13 protein-coding genes are annotated in these 14,511 nt (G+C 73.0%); 12 read left to right on the top strand and 1 reads right to left on the bottom strand.

Features of this window, described 5'->3' with window-relative positions; translation table 11 throughout:
* Positions 1 to 102 precede the first annotated feature (102 nt).
* On the bottom strand, positions 103 to 801 hold the full coding sequence (locus AB0M28_RS24275; protein WP_365408628.1) for a GntR family transcriptional regulator: 699 nt from the start codon (positions 799 to 801) through the stop codon (positions 103 to 105).
* A gap of 204 nt (positions 802 to 1,005) precedes the next feature.
* On the opposite strand from AB0M28_RS24275, the gene fdhD reads away from it, so the two are divergent.
* The 12 genes from fdhD to AB0M28_RS24335 all read left to right on the top strand — a co-directional run bounded on the left by fdhD (position 1,006) and on the right by AB0M28_RS24335 (position 14,495).
* Positions 1,006 to 1,866 (top strand): formate dehydrogenase accessory sulfurtransferase FdhD, encoded by an 861-nt coding sequence (gene fdhD, locus AB0M28_RS24280; RefSeq protein WP_365408631.1) that lies wholly within the window; start codon positions 1,006 to 1,008, stop codon positions 1,864 to 1,866.
* A 478-nt stretch (positions 1,867 to 2,344) separates the two neighbouring features.
* Positions 2,345 to 3,781 (top strand): amino acid adenylation domain-containing protein, encoded by a 1,437-nt coding sequence (locus AB0M28_RS24285; RefSeq protein ID WP_365408634.1) that lies wholly within the window; start codon positions 2,345 to 2,347, stop codon positions 3,779 to 3,781.
* A gap of 28 nt (positions 3,782 to 3,809) precedes the next feature.
* Positions 3,810 to 4,046, top strand: coding sequence for an acyl carrier protein (locus AB0M28_RS24290; protein WP_365408637.1), 237 nt, complete (start codon positions 3,810 to 3,812; stop codon positions 4,044 to 4,046).
* Complete coding sequence (locus AB0M28_RS24295) at positions 3,962 to 5,407, top strand: FAD-dependent oxidoreductase (RefSeq protein WP_365408710.1); 1,446 nt, start codon at positions 3,962 to 3,964, stop codon at positions 5,405 to 5,407. Before AB0M28_RS24290 ends, AB0M28_RS24295 begins: the two co-directional genes overlap by 85 nt.
* Complete coding sequence (locus AB0M28_RS24300) at positions 5,400 to 7,100, top strand: class I adenylate-forming enzyme family protein (RefSeq protein ID WP_365408640.1); 1,701 nt, start codon at positions 5,400 to 5,402, stop codon at positions 7,098 to 7,100. The genes AB0M28_RS24295 and AB0M28_RS24300 overlap by 8 nt, the downstream gene beginning before the upstream one ends.
* Complete coding sequence (locus AB0M28_RS24305; RefSeq protein WP_365408642.1) at positions 7,097 to 8,458, top strand: lysine 2,3-aminomutase; 1,362 nt, start codon at positions 7,097 to 7,099, stop codon at positions 8,456 to 8,458. The genes AB0M28_RS24300 and AB0M28_RS24305 overlap by 4 nt, the downstream gene beginning before the upstream one ends.
* A complete protein-coding gene (locus AB0M28_RS24310; protein ID WP_365408644.1) occupies positions 8,455 to 9,435 on the top strand; it encodes a hypothetical protein in 981 nt (326 codons plus the stop codon). Before AB0M28_RS24305 ends, AB0M28_RS24310 begins: the two co-directional genes overlap by 4 nt.
* 25 nt (positions 9,436 to 9,460) lie before the next feature.
* A complete protein-coding gene (locus AB0M28_RS24315) occupies positions 9,461 to 10,681 on the top strand; it encodes an AMP-binding protein (RefSeq protein WP_365408647.1) in 1,221 nt (406 codons plus the stop codon).
* Positions 10,678 to 11,937, top strand: a complete 1,260-nt coding sequence (locus AB0M28_RS24320; RefSeq protein ID WP_365408650.1) for an MFS transporter — start codon at positions 10,678 to 10,680, stop codon at positions 11,935 to 11,937. The genes AB0M28_RS24315 and AB0M28_RS24320 overlap by 4 nt, the downstream gene beginning before the upstream one ends.
* A complete protein-coding gene (locus AB0M28_RS24325) occupies positions 11,934 to 12,782 on the top strand; it encodes an SDR family NAD(P)-dependent oxidoreductase (RefSeq protein ID WP_365408653.1) in 849 nt (282 codons plus the stop codon). Before AB0M28_RS24320 ends, AB0M28_RS24325 begins: the two co-directional genes overlap by 4 nt.
* 50 nt (positions 12,783 to 12,832) lie before the next feature.
* A complete protein-coding gene (gene paaI / locus AB0M28_RS24330) occupies positions 12,833 to 13,258 on the top strand; it encodes a hydroxyphenylacetyl-CoA thioesterase PaaI (RefSeq protein ID WP_365408656.1) in 426 nt (141 codons plus the stop codon).
* Entirely contained in the window at positions 13,248 to 14,495 is a 1,248-nt protein-coding gene (locus tag AB0M28_RS24335; protein ID WP_365408659.1) for an AMP-binding protein, read from the top strand. The genes paaI and AB0M28_RS24335 overlap by 11 nt, the downstream gene beginning before the upstream one ends.
* Positions 14,496 to 14,511 lie beyond the last annotated feature (16 nt).

A 14,511-nucleotide genomic window follows, 5' to 3' on the forward strand; every position in this document is an offset into this window, starting at 1 on the left:
ACTCGAACGGCACGGCCGTCTCGCGCTCCGCCCACCCCTCCGGGACGCTGTGCGACACGACGACGACGGGGGCGCCGTCGGGCGGGCATTCCCGTCCCGGGGTCACTCCCGTCCCGGGGTCCGCCGGCTCTCGTGTTCGCGGTACGACGTGCGCGTGTGCTCGGTGTGCGCCCGCATCACCGCGGCGGCCCGTTCCGCGTCGCCGTCCGCCAACGCGGCGACCAGCTCCCGGTGTTCGGCCCAGGAGTGGCGTCCGCGCTGCCGGGCGACCGGCGTGTAGTACCAGCGCACCCGGCGGTCGACCCGCGCCGCCAGCTCGGCCAGCACCGCGTTGCCGGCCAGCGCCATGACCTCGCCGTGCAGTCGCGCGTTGAGCTCGACCGCGGCCTCCACGTCGTCCTCGGCGACGGCGCGCTCGCCCGCCACGCACAACTCCTCCAGCACCGCCACGGCCTGGGCGTCCATCCGGGGCGCCGCCAGCCGTACGGCCTCGGCCTCCAGCAGCGTACGGACGGTCAGCAGCTGGTCCGCCTCCTGCTCGGTCGGCTCGTGGACGAACGCGCCCTGCGCCGGCCGCAGATCGACCCAGCCCTCGGTGCTCAGCCGCTGCAGCGCCTCGCGTACGGGCTGCCGCGACACGCCCAGCCGGCCCGCGAGGTCGGCCTCGATGAGGTGCGCGCCGGGTTGCAGCGTGCGCGTGACGATGAGGCCTAGGAGCGTCTCGTACACACGGGCCCGCAGGGGCCCCGGCCGCTCCAGCCTGGGCACGGCGCCCTGGGGAAGTCGCGCGGTCGGCAACATCGCGGCCCTTTCCCCCACTTCCGGCCCCGCCTGACCCCTGCCGGTCAACGCCCGGGCCTTCGCCTGGCTTTCGCCTACAGTCTACGGCACACAATCTTCCAGCCGGCGGCGTACGACCTCTTGCCCGCCGTCGATTCCATCCTGTAGACAATATTCCGTCGACAACGCCGCCGACGTCGGCAACGGCCGGGAGGAGGGCACCACATGGGACGCGTCACGCAGCGCCGGCCCGTGCTGCGCATCCGGGGCGGCGCCTCGGTCACCCGCCCGGACACCCTGGCCGCCGAGGAGCCGCTGGAGATCCGGCTGAACGGCAGGTCCCTCGCCATCACGATGCGCACGCCGGGCGACGACTTCGCACTGGCAGCCGGATTCCTGGTCAGCGAGGGCGTGCTGGGCAGCGCCGACGAACTGAGGAACATCGTGTACTGCGCGGGGGCGACGGCCGACGGCTCCAACACGTACAACGTGGTGGACGTCCGCACCGCGCCCGGCCTCGCGCTCCCCGACTTCACGCTCGAACGCAACGTCTACACCACGTCGTCCTGCGGCCTGTGCGGCAAGGCGAGTCTCGACGCGGTCCGCACCACGGCCCGCTGGACGATCGACGCCGACGACGGCTCTACTCCCCCGGTCAGGTTGACGCCCGAACTGCTCGCAGCCCTCCCCGACCGGCTGCGCGCGGCCCAGCGGGTCTTCGACCGGACCGGGGGGCTCCACGCCGCGGCCCTGTTCACCCCCCGGGGCGAACTCCTCGACGTCCGCGAGGACGTGGGCCGCCACAACGCGGTCGACAAACTGGTCGGCCACGCCCTCCAGTCGGGCGCGCTCCCGCTGCGCGACACCGTCCTGCTGGTGTCCGGCCGGGCCTCCTTCGAACTGGCGCAGAAGGCGGTGATGGCGGGCATCCCGGTGCTCGCCGCGGTGTCGGCGCCGTCGTCGCTCGCCGTGGAACTGGCGGCCGAGACCGGACTCACCCTGGTCGGCTTCCTGCGCGGCGACTCCATGAACGTGTACGCGGGTGAGCACCGCATCACCCTGCGGGCCGCGGCCTCCTCGGGCTGAGCGGCGTCCCGCGGCACGGCGGCGGGGTCCTGAAGAGGCGGGGTGCGCCCCCTGCGCCACGAGGACCCCGCCGCAGCCCACGACCTGGGCGTCCGCGTCGTACAGGGTCAGGGACGGGGTGCTTGGAGCGCTCGAAGGCTCGGAGCGCTCAGAACAGCGAGGCGCATCACCGAACGGGCACCGCGCCCGAGGCCCCCACCGCCATGACCGCGCCGCTCACGGTCCCTATCAGGCCCCGCCAGCCGCGTCCCCGATGTCACATCCGTCCGTCATCCCGCATCCAGCGCACGGGAGTTGACGAAGGTGCTGAGGGATGCCAGGGGGACGGGTCCGGCGCCGCGGTGCGGTTGGCGCGCTCCGCGCGAGGGCCGTTTGAGGGTTGTTCGACTCTCATTCCGTGCGCGCGAAGTCTCCTAAGGTCCCCGTCCAGCGGCACTTGAGCCGGACGCGTCAATCGGGCCGTAGGCCTGGGGGATCAATGGAATCCAGTGCCCGGGAAGACATCGTCGGCGCCTTCTGCCGGACGGCCGCCCGGTATCCGCAGCGGCCGGCGGTGGTGCACAACGGCCGGCAGCTCGGATACGCCGAACTCCTCGCCCGGGTACGGGCCACGGCGCATCGGCTCGGGTCGGATCCCGGGGTGACCGGGGTACTCACGTCCCGGTCCGCCGCAGTCGTGAGCGCGATGCTCGGCATCCTGGCAGCGGGCGGCACCTATCTTCCCGTAGACCCGGCCCATCCGCTGCCGCGGCGGCGCGAGGTGCTGGACCTGAGCGGCTGCCGGACGGTGATCGGTCCCGAGCCGGACGCGCCGCCCGATCACGACGGCCTCCGGGGACCCGTGCCGGTGCCCGCGGACCACCCGGCGTACATCCTGTTCACCTCCGGCTCGACCGGCCGGCCCAAGCCCGTGGTGACACCGCGCGGCGCGATCTCCACCGTCACCGCGGCCCTGCGGGAGCTGTTCGGCCTCGCCCCCGAGGACCGGGTGCTGCAGTTCGCCTCGCTGAACTGGGACACCTGCTTCGAGGAGATCCTGCCCGCCCTCACCGCCGGCGCCGCGCTGGTCTTCCACGACGACGCCTACGCCGGGTCCTTTCCGCGCCTGCTGCGGATGATCGACGAACAGCGCGTCACGGTGCTCGACCTGCCCACGGCCTTCTGGCACGAGCTGGTGCTCCACCTCGTCGAGGAGCGCGGCACGCTGCCGCCGTCCGTCCGGCTCGTCGTGATCGGCGGCGAGGCGGTGAACCCGAGCCGGCTCGCGGACTGGCGGGCGCTGGACACCGGCGGGATCCGGCTGCTCAACACCTACGGGTGCACCGAGACCACCCTCATCACCCATGCCGTCGACCTGCACGGCCCGTTCGCGCCGACCGCCCCCGCCGACCGGGTGCCGATCGGGCATCCCCTGCCCCATGTACGCGAGCGCGTCACCGGCGACGGCGAGCTGCTGATCGGCGGCCCGGCGCTGGCGTCGGGGTACCGGGGCCTGGCGGCGGCCACCGCGGAACGGTTCGTCGAACTCGACGGCGAGCGCTGGTTCCGCACCGGCGACCGGGTGAGCAGGGCGGCCGGCGGTGCGCTCGTGCACGAGGGCCGGCTCGACCACGAGCTCAAGGTACGCGGCATCCGGGTGGACCCCGGCGAGGTCGAGGCCCAGATCGCCGGCCATCCGCGGGTACGGGCGGTGGCGGTGGCCGGGGTGACCGTCGCCGGCCGCACGGTGCTCGCCGCCTACGTCGTCCCGCGCCCGCAGGACGACACCTCGACGCTCGCCGGGGACGTCCTGGCCTATCTGCGCACCCGGGTCCCGGGCCATCTCGTGCCCGGCCGGATCACGGTCGTGCCCCGACTCGTCCACACCGCCGGCGGCAAGGTCGACCGCGGCCGCCTCGACGAGCTCATCGCCTGAGTCCGCCCGTCACCCGAAGGAGCCCACCGTGACCGTTGACGCCGTATCAGAGCTCTTCCGGCGCATCCTGCAAGCCGAAGAAGCCGAAGAAGCCGAGGAATTCGCCGCCGACACCGACTTCTTCGAAGCCGGCGGCGACTCGCTGCTCGCCACCCGGGTGCTGAGCGCCGTCGCCCGCACCTGCGGGGTGGAGCTCGGCTTCGACGACTTCCTCGACGCGCCGACGCCCAGCGCCCTCGCCAAGAAGATCGCGAGCGCGGCGTGAACGTCATCGTGGTGGGCGCGGGCCTGGCCGGCCTCACCGCCGCGGCCGAGCTGACGGCACGCGGCGCCGACGTCGTCGTCCTCGAGGCGCGCGACCGCGTCGGCGGCCGCACCCATGGCATCGAGGTCGTGCCCGGCACCTGGGTGGACGCGGGCGCGGCCTATCTCGGCGAACGCCACACCGCGTTGACGGCGCTGCTGGCCGAGCTCGACCTGAAGACCACCCCCACCGCGATGACCGGCGACAGCCGCTTCGCGCTGGGGGGTACGGCACGACGGGCCGGCCGCTTCGCGCTGGGGCGTACGGCACGACGGCCCGGCCGCTTCCCGCCGTTGAACGCGGTCGCCCTGGGCGAGCTCTTCGACGCCCTGGACGCGCTCTCCGTCGACCCGGACACACCGTGGGCCTCGCCGGACGCCGCCGCGCTCGACACCCGCACGGCGGCCGACTGGGCCCGCACGCGGCTGCGGCACCCGGACGCGCGGCTGTTCTTCCCGCTGTTCCTCGGCGAGATGATGGCCGCCGATCCGGCCGACGTGTCCGTCCTGCACCTGGCGTTCTACCTCCGCTCAGGCGGCGGCGTCCGCTATCTCAACGCCTTCGAGGGCGGTGCGCAGCAGGACCGGATCGACGGCGGCGCGCACCAGCTGTGCGAGCGGCTCGCCGGGCGCCTCGGGCCCCGGGTGCGGCTCGGCGAACCGGTCCGGGCGATCCGCCAGGACGCCGGCGGTGTCACCGTGCAGACCTCGGCGGGCACCCTCCGCGGCCAGGCCGCCGTCGTCGCCCTGCCGCCGCTGCTCGCCGACGCCATCGCGTACGAGCCCGGGCTGCCGGCCCCCCGGTCCACCGACCGCACGGCGCCCGGCTGCGCGGTCAAGGTGCACCTGGTCTACCCGGAGCCGGCCTGGCGGGACCAGGGGTTGTCCGGCTGGTCGGTCAACGCCCGGGGTCCGCTGCTGTCCACCGTCGACGACTCACCGCCGGACGGCTCCGTCGGCGTCCTCACCGGTTTCGTCACCGGCCGCGAGGCCCACCGGTTCGCGGCGCTGTCCCCCGCACGGCAGCGCGCGCAGGCCCTCGCCCAGGCCGGCCGCCTGTTCCCCGGACTGCCCGAGCCCCTCGGCGTCCACGTCACCGACTGGGTGGGCGACCCGTACAGCCGCGGCTGCTACGCCGCGCTCTTCGGGCCGGGCGACTGGCTGCGCCTGGGCCCGCATCTGACGGCCGCGCACCAGCGCGTGCACTGGGCCGGCACCGAGACCAGCACCGCATTCTTCGGCCTCATGGAAGGCGCCATCCGGTCCGGACACCGGGTGGCCGCGGAGATCGTCACGACGTACGGAAGGAACCTCCATGTCTGAGCGCACTTCGATCGCGCCGCTGGACGTACGGGAGCGGCTGATGACCGAGCCCGAACTGGGCGCCGGCAACTTCCTGCAGTACGCACTCGAGACCAACCCGCACCGGTCGGTCCCGTTCGTCTTCAGCCACCGCACCGACCACCGCGGCCAGGTGGTCCTGCGCGGCCACAGCCTCGAGGATCTCGCGGCCCTGCGGGACCGCTACGCCGAGTGGTACTGGGCGAACGGCGTCAGGCCCGGGGAGCCGGTGGGCATCGTGGTCGCCGAGGGGCTCGAACCGCTCATCCACTTCCTGGCGTTGTCGGCCCTCGGCGCCGTCCCCGCCATGGTCAACGACGCGATGCGGCCCGACATCATGGTCCGCTACCTCAACCACGTCGGTGTCGTCGGCGTCGTCGCCGACGACACCACCCGGCTGCAGTCCGCCTACCGCGCCGACCCGCAGAGCCGCCCGCGCTTCCTCGCCCTGGCCGCCGAGGTACGGGCCCACCGCGGCGCCGGCGAACTGCCCGGGCAGTACCCCTACCGCCATGCCCCGGACGACATCGTGGCGCTGATCCACTCCTCCGGGACCACCGGCACCCCGAAGTCCACGACGCTCAGCCACCGGTCGTTCTGGGACGGCAAGCAGCCGCGGATGACGCGCTTCCCGGCCGAGCCGTACGACCGGCTGATGTCGCTCATGCCGCACACCCACGCCGGCGGGCTCAGCTACTTCCTCACCGCCGTGCTCCTCGGACTGCCGACCGTCGTGATGGCCGACTGGCGTCGGACCGTCGTCGAGCCCGTGATGGAGGCCTTCCAGCCGACGATGCTCGCGTCGTTCCCGCGCACGTTCGTCGAACTCGCCACCGGTGAGCTGCCGGTCAAGGGCGCGGCCAGGGTGCACTCGTGGTTCAACACCGGCGACAGCGCGCACTACGGGCACATCAGGCGGCTCATCCAGCTCGGCGAGCGGCCCGCGGGTCTCATCAAGGCCTGGCTGCTGCCCACCGGCGAGGCCGCGCACGAGCCGCTGCCCGGCTCCCAGTTCGTCGACGGGCTCGGCTCGTCGGAGATGGGGATGGCGCTCTTCGGCCAGGTGTTCGCGCCGGAGACCCCGCGCAACGACCGCTGCGTGGGCCCGGCCCAGCCGGCCGTGATCAAGGCCGCGGTGCTGGACGACGACGGCCGGGAGGTGCCCGACGGCACCGTCGGGCTGCTCGGCGTGATCACCCCGTCCCGCACCCCCGGCTACTGGAACGACGACCGGCTGACCCGCAGCTTCGAGCTGGCCGGCTACTGGCTCACCGGCGACGTCGCCTACCGGGACGCCGCCGGCAGCTTCTACCACCTCGACCGGACCGTCGACGTCATCGACACCGCGGCCGGACCGGTCTACAGCCTGCCCATCGAGGAGGTGCTGCTCGCCGACTGCGACGACCTCGTCCAGGACTGCTCCGTCGTCGGTGTGCCCGGCAGGCCGGGTGAGGCGCAGCGCCCGATCGCCGTCGTACGCCTGCAGGCCGACGCCGCCCACGCCACCGCCGACGAGGTGCGGGAGAAGGCCAACAAGGCCCTCGCCGACGCCGGTCTCGCGACGCTGGCGGCCGTGCTCATCGCCCGTACGGACGCGGACTTCCCGCTCGGCCCCACCGGCAAGGTGCTCAAGCGCGAGCTGCGCACCCGGCACGCGGCGCTGTTGGCCGGATGAGACCCCCGACCCCGTACACCTACGCCCGCCGACAGCTGGTCGAGCCCGACTGGCGCCGGCTGCCCGGCTGGCGTGGTGTCACCGAGACGCAGTGGCGCGACGCCCAGTGGCAGCGCGCCCACTGCGTGAAGAACCCCGGGCAGTTGCGGGCGGTCGTCGGCGGACTGCTCCGGGAGTCCTTCTACCACGACCTCGCCGCCGACGCGGCGCGGTACGCGACCATGTCCGTGCTGATCACACCGCAGCTGCTGAACGTGATGGCGGCGGATCCCGACGGCGACCATACGGAGGGCGACTACACGGAGGCGTTCCTGGCCGATCCGGTCCGCCGGTACATGCTGCCGGTCGCCTCGGACCGGCACCCGGTCTGGCCCAGCCATCCGCGGGCCCAGCGGGACTCGCTGCACGAGGCGGAGATGTGGGCCGTCGAGGGTCTGACCCACCGCTACCCGACCAAGGTGCTGGCCGAACTGCTGTCCACCTGCCCGCAGTACTGCGGGCACTGCACCCGGATGGACCTGGTCGGCAACTCCACACCCCAGGTGGTCAAGGCGACCCTGGCCCTCAGGCCGGTGGACCGGCAGGAGCTGATGCTGGACTACCTCAAGCGCACGCCGGCCGTGCGCGACGTGGTGGTCTCGGGCGGTGATCTGGCGAACGTCCCCTGGCCCCGGCTGGAGTCGTTCCTGGTCCGGCTGCTGACGCTGGAGTCCGTCCGCGACGTCCGGCTGGCCACCAAGGCGCTCGTCGGCCTGCCGCAGCACTGGCTGCGGCCGGACGTGGCCGCGGGGATGGCCCGGGTGGCGGCCCTGGCCCGCAGCCGCGGCGTCAACCTGGCCGTCCACACGCACGCCAACCACGCGCGGTCGGTGACCCCGCTGGTCGCCGAGGCCACCCGCGGGCTGCTGGATGCCGGCGTGCGGGACGTCCGCAACCAGGGCGTCCTCCTGCGCGGCGTCAACACCACCCCGGCCGACCTGCTGGACCTGTGCTTCGCCCTGCAGGGCGAAGCGGGGATCCTGCCCTACTACTTCTACCTCTGCGACATGATCCCCAACGCGGAGCACTGGCGGATCCCCGTCCACGAGGCGCAGCGGCTGCAGGAAGCGATCATGGGCTACCTGCCCGGCTACGCGACCCCGCGCCTGGTGTGCGACGTCCCCTACGTCGGCAAGCGCTGGGTGCACCAGCCCGTCGCCTACGACCGCGAGCGCGGGATCTCGTACTGGACCCGCAACCACGGCATCGGCCGGCACGAACAGGACGACCCCGGCCGCCGGTTCCCGTTCTACGACCCCATCGACACCCTGCCCGATCCCGGCCGCCGCTGGTGGGCCGGCCAAGAGGGGGCACCATGAGCACGCTACGACGGATCTGCTGGATCTTCCCGGACCGGGAGTCCACGCGGGCGACCGCGATGTGGCACCCGTTCTTCTGGGACCTGTACGCCGAGGAGGCCGCCGCCCTCGGCCTGACCTGGACCAGGAACGCACCCGACGCGGTGACGGTCGACGGCCTGGACACCGGCAAGCCGCGCTTCTACGTGGACGAGGAGCCCGTCACGCCGCAGGACACGCTCTTCCTCACCGCCCTGTACTCACTGCCGTACCAGTCGGCCGACATCTTCAACCAGCAGTCGCTGTACGCCGTGCTGGAACAGGCCGGCTTCTATCTGCCGTTCCCGCCGTGGCTGTCGCCGATCGCCAACGACAAGCTGGCCACGCTGCTGTACTTCCGCGACTCCCCCGTGCCGCCGATCCCGACCGTCCGGATCGGCACCGGACGGGACGTGAGCAAGCACCTGTACGAGGCGGCGCTCGCCGACCTGCCGTATCCGGCCCTGGTCAAACCGGCCGGCTGGTGCGGGGGCGGCGGCGTCAACCTGGCCCGCGACTCCGAGGAGATCCGCGGTCTGGTCAGCCTGGCCCAGGGCGGCGACACCACCCTGGTCGCGCAGCCGTATCTGGGTGACGGCACGGTCGACTACCGGGTCTACGTGATCGACGGTGAGCCCTACGCCGTGATGAAACGCACCCCCGAACCCGGATCGCCGGTCGCCAACGCCAGCCGCGGCGGATCGATGGAGTTCCCGCCCGTGCCACCGGAACTCGTCGACGCCACCGCCTACTTCGCCGAGAAGCTGCCCATCCCGTTCTTCTGCGTCGACTTCCTGCACGACGGCGAGCGGTTCTGGTTCTCCGAACTCGAACCCGACGGCGTGATCGCCCCGGACTTCGGTGACCCGGCGCGGACGCTGCAGCGGGACGTCACCCGTGCGCGCTGGACCGCCTGCCGCGACGCCCACACCCGATTCCTGGCCGAGGTGACCCGATGAAGTCCTCCCTGCCCGAGGTGACCCGATGAAGTTCTCCCTGCCCGAGCCGTCCCTGGACGCCCCCAACCGGAACCTGGAGCGGTTGAAGACCGTACCCGCGTTCGCGGCACGCTACGCCGACCACCACAAGACGGCCTCCCTCGACGACCTCGCCGCGCTGCCCACCCTGGTGAAGGACGAGCTGAACGTGGCACTGGCGCACCTGCGCCCGACCGCCGCGCACGGCGCGACCTGGCTGTTCCAGAGCGGCGGCAGCACCGGTGCGCCCAAGGTCGGCTACGCGCCCACCGGCTTCTACATGGCCGGCGTGCACGCCCACTGGCGTCCGCTCGACCGGGACGACGTGTTCGTCAACGGATGGGGCGCCGGGCGGATGTGGGGCGCGCACTTCCTGGCCGGCGCGTTCGCGGACCTGTCCGGCTGCGAGGTCATCTCGCTCGGCTCGGTCACCCGCGACGAGTACGGCGACTGGCTGGCCTTCATGGCGGCCCGCGAGGTGACCGCGTTCGGCGGCACGCCCAGCGTGCTGCGCCTGTGGTTCGCGCACGCCCGGGCCGCCGGCCTCCGGCTGCCCTCGCTGCGCAAGGTGCTCTGGCTCGGCGAGGCCTGGCACCCCCAGCTCGACGACGACATGGCGGCGGTGGCGCCGGACGCCGAGCGCTGGGGCATGTTCGGCAGCACCGAGACCTGGGTGGTCGGCACCAACACCCCGCAGTGCCCGCCGGACGTCTTCCACACGCTGCCCGAGCAGTTGGTGGGTGTCGGCCCGGACGACCTGCTGGACTTCACCACGCTCGACCCGGACGTACTCAACCCGGTGCTGCGCTACCAGACCGGCGACGCCGGCACGTTCACGGCGTGCCCCTGCGGCCGGCCGGACCCGGCGCTGCGCATCCTGGGCCGGCGCGACTCGGTGGTGCAGGTGCGCGGACTGGGCCTGCACGTGGACGACATCGTCGCGCGGGTCGAGGGGGAGCCGGGCGTGGCGCGTGCGCAGATCCTGATCACCGAGCGGCGGGGCCGAGTGGCGGCCGTCGAGGTGGCGCTGCTCACCGAGTCCGGCGCCGCACCCGATCTCGCCGACCGGCTCCGGCAGGAGCTGCTGTCCTCGACCTTCACGCTCAGCACGGCGTTCCTGCACGACCCCGAGTCCTTCCGGGTCCGCGTCGTGGACGCGCTGATCAGCAACGAGCGCACGGGCAAGACGGCCAACTTCGTCGTCCGGGAAGAACGGGACGGGCGATGAGGCTCCCGGCGTCGCTGGGCGGGGAGTTCAACCGGTTCTGGACCGGCCAGTCGGTGAGCCTCGTCGGCGACCGGATCACGGTGTTCGTCGTCCCCACCCTGATGATCTTCGCGTTGGACGCCACACCGCTCGAGGTCGGCGTCGTGGCGATGGCCCAGTACCTCGGCATCCCGCTGCTCGGGCCGATCACCGGGGTGCTGGTCGACCGGTGGGACAAACGCCGCACGATGATCACCTGCGATCTGGTGCGGCTGGCCGCCGTCCTGGCCATGCCCGTCCTGTACTGGCTGGACCTGCTGAGCACCCCGGTGGTCTTCGTCTGCGTGGCGCTGATCAGCAGCGCCACCATCTTCTTCAACGTCGGCTACCTCGTCGCCGTCCCCACCACCGTGGACTCCGACCGCCTGGTGGGGGCCTACTCCCGGCTGGAGGGGAGCAGGACGACCGCCGAGGTGGCCGGTCCGTCGATCGCCGCGGGCCTGTACCACCTGCTCGGGGTGGCCGCGCTGATCGTCGACGCCGCCAGCTATCTGGTCTCGGCCGCCTGCTTCCGCGCCATGCGCCCGTGGGGGACCAGGACCGTCCAGCAGGGCACCGTCTGGTCGCGCCTGTCCCTGGGCTTCCGGCTCAACTGGGCCGACCCGGTGCTGCGCCGGGTCGTGGTCGCCGCGGTGACCCTGAACTCGGGCGGCCCCGTCTTCGTCACGGTCCTGCCCGTGCTGGCGTACCAGGGCCTCGGCGTCTCGGTGGGCGCCTTCGGCACCGCGATGTCCCTCGCCGCCTGCGGCGCCGTCCTCGGTGCGCTCGTCGCACCGAGGATCGGCGAGCGGCTCGGCCTGGGCCGGACGATGGCCTGGTCGCTGCTGCTGCACTGCCTCGTCGGCCTCGGCGTCCTCGCCGCCCCCACCCTGCCGTCCGCGCTGGTCATCGGCGTCACCTTCGGCTGCTACGGGTTTTTCATGTCCTGCATCAACGTGTGCAGTGCTCCCATCCGGCAGTCCCGGATGAACGCCGAGAACCAGGGCGTCATGCACGCGGCGTTCCGCACCGCCACCTGGGGCGTGATTCCCCTGGCCGCCCTCGCCGGCGGCTCGGCCGTCACCCTGCTCACCGACGCCCTCGGCGTCCTGGACGCGGCCCGTACGGCCATGGTCGCCGGCACCCTGTTCGCGGCGCTCTCCTTCCTGGCGGCGGTCCGGATCCAACCGCTCCTGGACCGGGCGAAGGAGCCGCGGCTCGCGGAGGTCACCTCATGATCGTGCTGATCACCGGAACCTCGTCGGGCGTCGGACTGGCGACCGCGGTCACCGCGGCCCGCGCCGGCTGCACCGTGGTGGCGACGATGCGCGACACCAGCCGCTCCGCCGAACTGCGCGAAGCGGCCGACGACGCGGGCGTCACCCTCGACGTCCGCCGACTCGACGTCACCGACGGGCCGTCGATCGACGCCTGCCTGGCGGGTGTCCGGCAGGACTACGGCCGGCTGGACGCGCTCGTCAACAACGCCGGTGTCTCCAACTCCGATCCGACGATGGAGATGTCGACCATGGAGGCGCTGCGCGCCACCCTGGAGGTCGACTTCTTCGGGGTGATCGCGGTGAGCCGGGTCGCCATGCCGCTGCTGCGCGCCGCCGGGGGCCGGCTGCTCACCGTGGGCAGCGTGCACGGGATCGTCGGGCAGCCCTTCAACGAGGCCTATTCGGCCGCCAAGTTCGCCGTCGAGGGGTTCATGGAGGGCCTCGCACCGGTCGCGGCCGCCCACGGGGTCCGGGTGTCGCTCGTGGTGCCGGGCTTCGTGCGGGACACCCGGTTCGGCCGGTTCCCCGACATCAACCGCACCACCATCCAGGCCGCGTCCGGGCCCTACGCGCCGGACTTCGCCGCCTACCTCGACTGGGTGTGCGGCCCCGATCTGGAGGGAGCCGGCCAGTCCAAGTGGGAGGTGGCGCAGACCCTCGTACGGACGCTCACCGACCCCGACCCGCCGTTCCGGGTGCCGACCAGCGCCTGGGTCGCCGGCTATGTCAAACCCAAGCTCGCCGACCCGGACGGGGCCGCCGTCCAGACGCTGGCGCGGGGTTGGATCGGGGCGGGCGGATGAGCGCGCCGGCCCAGGGCCGTCGGACCGGCCCGACCGACCCCACGCGACCTGTGAGCGCGCCGGCTCAGGGCGGACGCACCACCGCGCCCGACCCCACCTGCCGCGCCCTCGGCATCGCGGTCGAGGCGGTCGGGCCCGGCCGGTCCCGGGCCCGGATGCTGATCACCCAGGACATGCTCAACGCCCACGGCACCGCCCACGGCGGCTACCTGTTCCTGCTCGCCGACGCCGCTTTCGCCTCCGCCAGCAACTCCCACGGCCCGCTCGCGGTGGCGCAGAGCGCGCAGATCACCTTCCTGCGCCCCGCGGAGGCAGGCGACGACCTCGTGGCCGAGGCGGTGGAGCGGGCCCGCGGCGGCCGGTACGGCGTCTACGACGTCACCGTGCGCGGCCCCGCCGACATGATCATCGCCGAGTTCCGGGGGCACGGCGTCATGCGCGCCGCCGCCCCGGGGAAGGAGAACAATGCCCGCTAAGCCCCTCCGGGACCTGGTCGACTTCGCCCGGCGCAACTCGCCGTACTACGCGGAGCTGTACCGGGACGTGCCCGCGGTCGTCGACGACCTCGCCCAGCTGCCGGTCATCGACCAGGCGGCCTACTGGGCCGCGAACACCTGGCCCGACAACCGGCTGCTCACCGGCCCGCTGACCGACGCCGGCGTCTACACCTCCGGCGGCACCACCGGCAGACCGAAGGTCTCCCCGTGGACGCGCACCGAGCACGCCGACTCCGTCACCGCGTTCGGCGCCGGCATGGTCAGGGCCGGCCTGAGGCCCGGACACCGGGTGGCGAACCTGTTCTTCGCCGGCCATCTGTACGGCGGATTCCTGTACATCGAGGGCGCCCTGCACCACGCGCCGGTGGAGAACGTCCGGCTGCCCGTGGCCGGGCACACACCGGACGAGGACGTCGCCGAGCTGATCGGGAACTTCGGCGTCCACGTGCTGGCCGGTACGCCGATGAAGCTCGCGGGCGTCGCCGACGCGGTGCTCGCGCAGGGCACCGCCGCGGGCTCGGTCGAACTGCTCCTGTTCGCCGGCGACCTGCTCTTCGACGATCTGCGGCCAAGGCTCACCAAGGCGTTCCCGGGCGCCGCGATCGCCTCGCTCGGCTACGCGACGGTGGACGCCGGCCTGGTCGGCGGCCCGGTTCCGGGCGACGACGTGCGCGTACACGAGGCGTTCGCGGACCGCACGGTGGTGGAGCTGCTCGACGAGGTGACCGGCGAACCCGTCACCGAACCCGGCGTACGCGGCCGGGTCGTCGTCACCAATCTCTTCCGCACCCTGATGCCGGTCATCCGCTACCCGGTCGGCGACCTGGCCGAGTGGGCCGATCCCGGCTGCCGCACGTTCCGGCTGGTCGGCCGGACCATCGAGGGCGCCCGCGTCGCGAACGTCGCGATGTCGTACGAGGAGGTCCGCGCCGCGCTCGTCGCGGCGGACGACGACCAGGTCATGTCGGGCATGCAGATGGTCGAACGGCGCTGGGACGGCAAGGACGGCCTCACCCTGCGCCTGGCCTGCACCGCCGATCCGCCGGCCGGGCTGACCCGGCGGCTGATCGAGGCCGTCCACGCGGCGCGCCCGCTCTACCCCGACGCCGTCGCCGACGGATTCATCCACCCGCTGGCCATCGAGTGGGTCCGGCCGGCGCACCTGGCCACCCATCCCCGTACCGGAAAGCTCGTCCAGGTCCTGGACGAACGCTGATCGAAGGAGTGATCCA

The sequence above is a fragment of the Streptomyces sp. NPDC051940 genome (genome assembly GCF_040680895.1).
Taxonomy (GTDB): domain Bacteria; phylum Actinomycetota; class Actinomycetes; order Streptomycetales; family Streptomycetaceae; genus Streptomyces.

Excerpts from the sequence above, each read along its gene's own strand:
- AB0M28_RS24310 (WP_365408644.1), top strand. The coding sequence starts at position 8,455 with ATGAGCACGCTACGACGGATCTGCTGGATCTTCCCGGACCGGGAGTCC.
- AB0M28_RS24335 (WP_365408659.1), top strand. The coding sequence starts at position 13,248 with ATGCCCGCTAAGCCCCTCCGGGACCTGGTCGACTTCGCCCGGCGCAAC.
- fdhD (WP_365408631.1), top strand. The coding sequence starts at position 1,006 with ATGGGACGCGTCACGCAGCGCCGGCCCGTGCTGCGCATCCGGGGCGGC.
- AB0M28_RS24315 (WP_365408647.1), top strand. The coding sequence starts at position 9,461 with ATGAAGTTCTCCCTGCCCGAGCCGTCCCTGGACGCCCCCAACCGGAAC.
- AB0M28_RS24320 (WP_365408650.1), top strand. The coding sequence starts at position 10,678 with ATGAGGCTCCCGGCGTCGCTGGGCGGGGAGTTCAACCGGTTCTGGACC.
- AB0M28_RS24305 (WP_365408642.1), top strand. The coding sequence starts at position 7,097 with ATGAGACCCCCGACCCCGTACACCTACGCCCGCCGACAGCTGGTCGAG.
- AB0M28_RS24300 (WP_365408640.1), top strand. The coding sequence starts at position 5,400 with ATGTCTGAGCGCACTTCGATCGCGCCGCTGGACGTACGGGAGCGGCTG.
- AB0M28_RS24275 (WP_365408628.1), bottom strand. The coding sequence starts at position 801 with ATGTTGCCGACCGCGCGACTTCCCCAGGGCGCCGTGCCCAGGCTGGAG.
- AB0M28_RS24285 (WP_365408634.1), top strand. The coding sequence starts at position 2,345 with ATGGAATCCAGTGCCCGGGAAGACATCGTCGGCGCCTTCTGCCGGACG.
- AB0M28_RS24325 (WP_365408653.1), top strand. The coding sequence starts at position 11,934 with ATGATCGTGCTGATCACCGGAACCTCGTCGGGCGTCGGACTGGCGACC.